The following is a 557-nucleotide window of genomic DNA, read 5'->3' on the forward strand; positions in this document are numbered from 1 at the left end:
GAATCACACACTCACTGCCCACACCGCCAAGATACTGGCAGCAATTCGTTATTTTGCCAAGACAGGCCGCAAGTGCTGCTCCTTTATCACTGGTTGTATCCAGTTTTTTAATATAAATCCCTGGATAGCCGATGTCTTTCCCATCAAGAATCACATCAGGAATCGTCTTCTCTGCATTATCGCGTTTGAGGGCATAAAATTGCTCTCTATTTTGGGGACTGATGCCGTTTTGGATTAAGATTTGTTGGGCTGCACTGTGTTCTTGTTGGTACTTGGCATAAAAAGCTTCCAGAACAATCATGTCAGCATGTGCTAAAGGTAATCGTCCTTGGCAAAGAAAGACGAGCTGTGTTTGCAGCTCAAATAGGCGTTGACTGCATACTTTCAGCTGTTCTTCGCGCGCCATTCTTGCTTCGGGGTTAGCCAAGGGCTTTTTCTTAAGAGTCTTATATTGTCTTGCTACCGTAGAGAGTTCCTTTTTGACGTCTTGAATTTTATCCCTTGTTTCTGCATCGAACTTTTGGCCTTTTTGTTTCGTTGCTTTCTTGCCCATTTTT

General features: G+C 43.4%; 1 protein-coding gene. It reads right to left on the reverse strand.

All coding sequences use genetic code 11. The features are described from left to right. The coding region (locus Lsan_RS14980; RefSeq protein WP_162265615.1) for an anticodon-binding domain-containing protein at positions 1-557 on the reverse strand (557 nt) is incomplete at both ends.

It is taken from the genome of Legionella santicrucis (genome assembly GCF_001468135.1).
Lineage (GTDB): Bacteria > Pseudomonadota > Gammaproteobacteria > Legionellales > Legionellaceae > Legionella > Legionella santicrucis.